Source organism: Methanosphaera sp. DEW79, from assembly GCF_003266085.1.
Lineage (GTDB): Archaea > Methanobacteriota > Methanobacteria > Methanobacteriales > Methanobacteriaceae > Methanosphaera > Methanosphaera stadtmanae.
Window position 1 is genome coordinate 1 of sequence record NZ_MUZW01000030.1, and the last position, 6231, is coordinate 6231.

5 protein-coding genes are annotated in these 6231 nt (G+C 27.0%); 3 read left to right on the plus strand and 2 right to left on the minus strand.

Features of this window, described 5'->3' with window-relative positions:
• Positions 1 to 1227, plus strand: a 1227-nt coding sequence (ftsY, locus tag BZ132_RS02965) for a signal recognition particle-docking protein FtsY (protein WP_286940455.1), incomplete at its 5' end; no start/stop codon positions are given.
• A 79-nt stretch (positions 1228 to 1306) separates the two neighbouring features.
• Here the strand turns inward: ftsY and BZ132_RS02970 are convergent.
• Positions 1307 to 1984 carry a trans-aconitate 2-methyltransferase gene (locus tag BZ132_RS02970; protein ID WP_011406200.1) on the minus strand — a complete coding sequence of 226 codons (678 nt, stop codon included), beginning with the start codon at positions 1982 to 1984 and terminating at the stop codon, positions 1307 to 1309.
• A 22-nt stretch (positions 1985 to 2006) separates the two neighbouring features.
• On the minus strand, positions 2007 to 2819 hold the full coding sequence (locus BZ132_RS02975; RefSeq protein WP_048059843.1) for a DUF368 domain-containing protein: 813 nt from the start codon (positions 2817 to 2819) through the stop codon (positions 2007 to 2009).
• Between the two features lie 332 nt (positions 2820 to 3151).
• Between BZ132_RS02975 and BZ132_RS02980 the strand changes: the two genes are divergently transcribed.
• Both BZ132_RS02980 and BZ132_RS02985 read left to right on the plus strand, forming a co-directional pair.
• A complete protein-coding gene (locus BZ132_RS02980; RefSeq protein WP_011406202.1) occupies positions 3152 to 3610 on the plus strand; it encodes a deoxyuridine 5'-triphosphate nucleotidohydrolase in 459 nt (152 codons plus the stop codon).
• A gap of 17 nt (positions 3611 to 3627) precedes the next feature.
• The gene (locus BZ132_RS02985; RefSeq protein WP_011406203.1) at positions 3628 to 5217 is read left to right on the plus strand and encodes a thiamine pyrophosphate-binding protein; all 1590 of its coding nucleotides are present in this window, start codon (positions 3628 to 3630) and stop codon (positions 5215 to 5217) included.
• Positions 5218 to 6231 lie beyond the last annotated feature (1014 nt).

The following is a 6231-nucleotide window of genomic DNA, read 5'->3' on the forward strand; positions in this document are numbered from 1 at the left end:
TTTAGAAGAAATAATGATTCTGACAATGATGATGAGTCTAAATCATCTGATGAAAAATCTTCTGATAATATAGATGATAATAATCAAGTTGATAAAGAGAATGTTGAATCTATAGAAATGGACGAAAAATCTGAAGAAGAATCTGAATCTGTAGAAAAATCCAAAGAAACTTTAGATACAGAAGACGTTTTAGTAGAAAATCCACCAGATACTATTGAAAATAATGAAGATAAAAAAGAAGATAAAGGTCGTTTTGGATTTTTCAGTAGAAATAAAAATAAAGAAGCATCTAGCAATCAAAAAGATGAAAAAGAAGAAGATAAGTCTGATGATGATTCTGGAAGATTCTCATTCATCACTAAAAAAACAATAAAAGAAGAAGATATTGAAGATATTCTTGAAGAGTTAGAATTTTCATTAATTGAGGGTGATGTTGCATTTGATGTTGCAGAAAGAATAGTTGAATCTGTAAAAGAAGATTTAATTGGTAAAAAAATTAAACGTCGAGGAGATATGGAACTATTCACAACTAATGCTCTTAAAAAAGCAATTACAGAAATTATTGACAATGGATATTATGATTTATTAGGTGATATTGAAAAATCAAAAGAAAAAGGTGAACCATATAAAATAATGTTTGTTGGTATTAATGGTACTGGTAAAACAACAACAATTGCAAAAATTGCAACATATCTTGAAAAACATGGATATTCATCAGTATTTGGTGCATCAGATACATTCAGAGCAGGAGCTATTGAACAATTAGAACATCATGCAAATAACTTAAATCTAAAAATTATTAAACATGAACGTAATTCTGATCCTGCAGCTGTAGCATTCGATGCTGTAGAACATGCAAAAGCTTCTGGTAAAGATGTTGTACTTATAGATACTTCTGGACGTATGCAAACAAATGCTAATTTAATGGATGAAATGAAAAAAATCAAACGTGTATCACAACCTGACATAGTAATCTATGTGGGTGATGCTCTAATGGGTAATGATGCTACAGAACAAGCATCTAAATTTAATGAAGTTATTGATATTGATGGTATTATTTTAACAAAAGCAGATGCTGATGCAAAAGGTGGTGCAGCAATATCAATTGGTCATGTAATTCATAAACCAATATTATTTATTGGTACAGGTCAATCATATGATGATCTTATGGAATTTGAACCTGAATGGATGATAAATCAAATATTTAATGAGGAAGCAGAAGCTTAACTCTTTAATTTCTTTTTTTTATAATTAGTTTAGAAAAAGTATATTTGGGGGAGAAAATTGAATTAGTTGGAAAAATAATTTATTTTTTTGTTCCACCATACACTGCATTAGAATAATATTTCCATAATACATCTATTTCTTTAAATCCAACTTCTTCAAGTAATTTAATATGTTCCATTAAGGTTATGGGTACATCATTATTGTTTCTATTTTTCTTAAATGTCTCAATATCTTCATCTGTACAGCCATTTTCTTTCATATATTTAGAGGTCATTCTTTCATTAAGAATTATATTATAATCACTATTTGCTTTTATAACATCAGCATTGTAGAAGACTCCTCCTTCATATAATGAATCATAGATATGTTGATACATATCTTTTTTTGCTTGATTATTTGGTATATGATGTAGTGCAAGGGAGGATATAATTGCATCGTATTTATCAATAATATCAATTATAGTAAAGTCTCCTATTACATATTCAATATTATCATAATCTGATAATTTTTCCTTTGCAATTTCTATCATTTTCTCTGATAAGTCAAAACATGTAACTTTTCCATTTGGAAATCTTTCTAATACTTTTTTTGTAATGTTACCTGTTCCACATCCAAGATCAAGAATTCTTGGACTTTCATTATCAGGTATTGCATTGATTAGTGCTTCAATCATTTGATTATAATTTACTAAGTTTTTTTCAATTGTTGCATCATAATTTTCTGCTACTTCATTAAAATGTTGTTTTAAGTCTGCCATTTTTTTATTTTCCTCTTTTTATTTATATTAATTCATAATGTGATTTTGAATCTATTGCTAAGACAAGTACTACCCCAATTATTCCAATTATTAAACATATAATTAATGATTCTGGTGGTACTGTTACAATTTGAGTCATTGGTACACGTAGTGATCCTAACATTATACCAATTAGTGCTGCTACAGTTTCTTGTTTATGATGTTCAAGTAAATACTTTATTACTCTACTCATACCCATAAATCCTAATCCTGCACCTACAATAAACACAATAATATCACTTATTGCAAATTTATGTAATGCATTGATCATGTATTCATACTGTCCAAGTAGTAATAGAAGTGATGAACCAGATATTCCAGGTAGTAACATTGCACATATAGCTATAAATCCTGATATAAAAAGGATTGGCAGTGAATGTGCTGCTTGTATTGGATTTAATCCTACAAAGATATAACCAAGTATTGCAAAGATAACTGTTATTAAAATTGCTTTTATATTAAATGCATCTAATTGTTTGTATAATATGACTATGGATGCTAGAATTAATCCAGCAAAGAAGGAGTATGTAAATCCACCATAATTATTTAAAAGAAATGTGATAATTCCTGCCATTATAATCATAGCTAGTGCTATACCACAACATAGGGGTATGAAGAATTCAAAATCTACTTCTTCAAGTAATTGTTCCTTAAAACCATTTAAATCTCCTTTTAATAGTGGTTTTAAAAACATTAGTTTTATATTACTTATTGATCCAATTAACCTATCATATATTCCTGTTATAAGAGCTATTGTACCTCCAGATATTCCAGGCATAATATCAGACACGCCCATTAACAATCCTCTAAGAAAGATTGCTAAGATGTTATTTGAATTAACCATATTTTTTTTACTCCATTATTACCTTCTCATAATTTTATTGTTTAAATATTTGAAAAAGATAATATTTATAATTAAATAAGAATAATAAATTGTTACTCATTATAAAAAAAAGTTAGGAAGTTTTATTATTTTATGAGTTATATTCATTGATTTTATTAATTTTTATAATATTATATTAAATTATTTACATTTTTTTGAATGATTATTAACATTAAATAATTATAGTATGAAGTAATAAATATTATATTTAAATAGGAGAATAATTTATAGGAGAATAATAAATTATGTTAGGCGAAAAAGAATTATTAAAGTTATTTCCAGAGTATTCAGACACAATACAACCTTCAGGTATTGATTTAAGAATGGATAAAATATATAGACAAGTCGGTTCTGGTTCACTAATTGATAATGAGAAAAATCTACCAGAAATTGAAGAACTGGAATCTGTAGATGATATTTATACTTTAGAACCAAAAACAGCATATAGTGTTACTATAGAAGGTAAAATTGAAATACCTACAGGTTATACAATGTTATATCTTCCAAGATCAACACTTCTTCGTTCTTTTATCAGTGTACATACTGCTGTTGGAGATCCTGGATTTTATGGAACTTTACAATTTATGATTGTTAATAATGGTCAGTATCCCTACAAGATAAAAAAAGGTGAAAGAATAGCTCAAGCAGTTGTATTTCCAGTAGAAGGATCTGGTAAATATAATGGATCTTATCAGGAAAAATAAGTTAGTGGAGTGTTTTTATGAAGAAAGATAAAAATATTGCACAGTTTTTAATTGATAAATTAGAATCTAATGGTGTTGAATATGTATTTGGATATCCTGGAGAACAAGTACTTCCAATATATGAAGCACTACGTAAATCCAATATAAAACATATATTGATGAGACATGAACAGGCAGCAGCACATGCAGCTGATGCTTATGCAAGAATTACTGGAAAATATGGTGTATGCTTAGCAACAGCAGGACCTGGAGCAATGAATCTTGTTATGGGTGTATCTGCTGCTTATAAGGATAATGTGCCTTTGATTGTTATAACAGGGGATGTTTCATCAGATGTTAAGGGTGAAGACACATTTCAAGATATGGATATTAATGCAGTTTTTAAACCAATAACTCTTAAATCATATAATTCAAATACACCTGAAAAATTAGAGAATAATATTGAAGAAGTATTTTCATATAATAAACAGGGTATCACTGGTCCATTCCATATTAATATCTCAAAAGATATACAAATTAGGCCAATGAATGTAGACCATAAGGTAATAGAATCAAGAAAAATTAAGTTACCTCTTGAATATGATATTAAAGATACAATAAAATCAATAGAAGATGCTAAAAAACCGTTAATAATTGTAGGTTCTGGAATTATTTATGCAAAGGCATTTGAACAACTAAATACATTCATAGATAAAACAGAGATACCTCTAGTAACAACATACTCTGCAAGGGGAATAATACCAGAAACAAATGATAAAAATTTAGGACTAGTTGGAACACGTGGAACAAAAGAAGCAAACTATGCCTCCGAAGAAGCAGATTTAATACTAGCACTAGGAACAAGACTATCAGATAGAACAAGAAGTCATATAAATACAAGTAACATAATACAAGTAAATACAAAAAATCAACAAAAAAATGCAGAGATATTCTATCAAAATCATATAAAAGAATTCTTAGAAGAATTAAATAAAAATAAATTACCAAAAACAAGTAAAAATTGGATTGAAGAAATATTATCACAAAAAGACACAACACCAAAAAAATATGCACAAACAGAAAAACTACATCCAGAAAAAGCAATACAAACAATACTAAAACAATTAAATGAAAATGTGACAATAACTCTAGATGCTGGAACAACACCAACATACTTTACAATAGATTCAAAACTCAATAAACATTCACAAATGCTATTTCCAGGGGGTCTTGGACCAATGGGATATTCCCTACCTGCAAGTATAGGAGCATCATTTGCAAGACCAGATGATATAATCTTTGCAACAACAAGTGATGGTTCAGTACAAATGACAATAGAAGAATTAGCTGTAATAAGCACATATCAACTACCAATAATAATATTCATTATAAACAACAATGTACTTGGAATAATAAAACAATGGCAAGAAATGGCCAATACTCCTAAATATCAAGTGGATTTAAAAAATCCTGACTTTGTACAAATAGCAAATGCTTATAGTATTGAAGCAGACAATATAACATCACTTAAAACTCTTGAAACAAAGTTAGAAGAAGCTATAAAAGATAGAAAACCACATTTATTCAATATAAATGTTGAAGATATACCAATTCCACTACCAAAATAGGTGTTTAAACCCCATAACTACCTTTAGGGGTAGTTATGAAATTATCTCTAGAATAAATTTATCTCAACTCCTCTTTATTTGATTTAATTTTAAACAAAACAATAATTATTTAATAATTATATACATCACATTAAACTCTTATTAAAAAGTCTTAAAATGGTGTTGTCGCACACACTTGAAATGATACAAAAAATACCACTAACAGAAATGATACAAACATATTTGTTATAAAAGTTTAGTAAGTAATTATACACCAAAAAATGAACAACCTAATAGATGTCTACTTCAAAACAATACAACTTCATTACTTAAAACGAAGATATAGAACTACAAAAGGATCAATGATAAGATTATGAAAGTGTAAGGATAAGATGAATCCAAAGAATTATACTTAAAAACAAAAAAAATCAATCAACAACTTTTTCAATAAAGATATATAAATTTACTATCCTCATAAAGTTTATGTAGTGATATATACGTCTTATTTTCAAAAATAAAAAGATTATATTTCTGTTTTATAAAAAAAATATATCAAAATGATTTTAATAGCTTATTTTTAGTGTTATTATAAAATTCATCATATATTAATCATGATTAATTTTTTTACTAATTCCTTTTTTCATATAATGACTCTTTATAGAAAATTCTATGAAATAATATAAATACCTTCTTTTAATTAATTTAAGAATATGAAATTCCCCCCCTTATTATTTAAGGTCGTAATATTCTTTTAGAACTATAAATTATAATTTAAATTATAATAAAGTATATTTTATAGAGTGTCTATATTAGATCTAACCTAAGAATTTTCTTAGTAAAATTAAAATTTATTTTAAAGATTAATCTTATTATAAATTTTATATCATTAATATAAATGGAGGAAATAATGAATGAAAAATAAGAATATATTACTTTTTTCAGTAACAATGCTTATTTTACTACTTGGAATATCAATAGTATCAGCAGCAGACACAAACAACTCATTACCAACAAGTACACAGATTACTAAAGATA

Excerpts from the sequence above, each read along its gene's own strand:
- BZ132_RS02980 (WP_011406202.1), top strand. The coding sequence starts at position 3,152 with ATGTTAGGCGAAAAAGAATTATTAAAGTTATTTCCAGAGTATTCAGAC.
- BZ132_RS02975 (WP_048059843.1), bottom strand. The coding sequence starts at position 2,819 with ATGGGCGTGTCTGATATTATGCCTGGAATATCTGGAGGTACAATAGCT.
- BZ132_RS02970 (WP_011406200.1), bottom strand. The coding sequence starts at position 1,984 with ATGGCAGACTTAAAACAACATTTTAATGAAGTAGCAGAAAATTATGAT.
- BZ132_RS02985 (WP_011406203.1), top strand. The coding sequence starts at position 3,628 with ATGAAGAAAGATAAAAATATTGCACAGTTTTTAATTGATAAATTAGAA.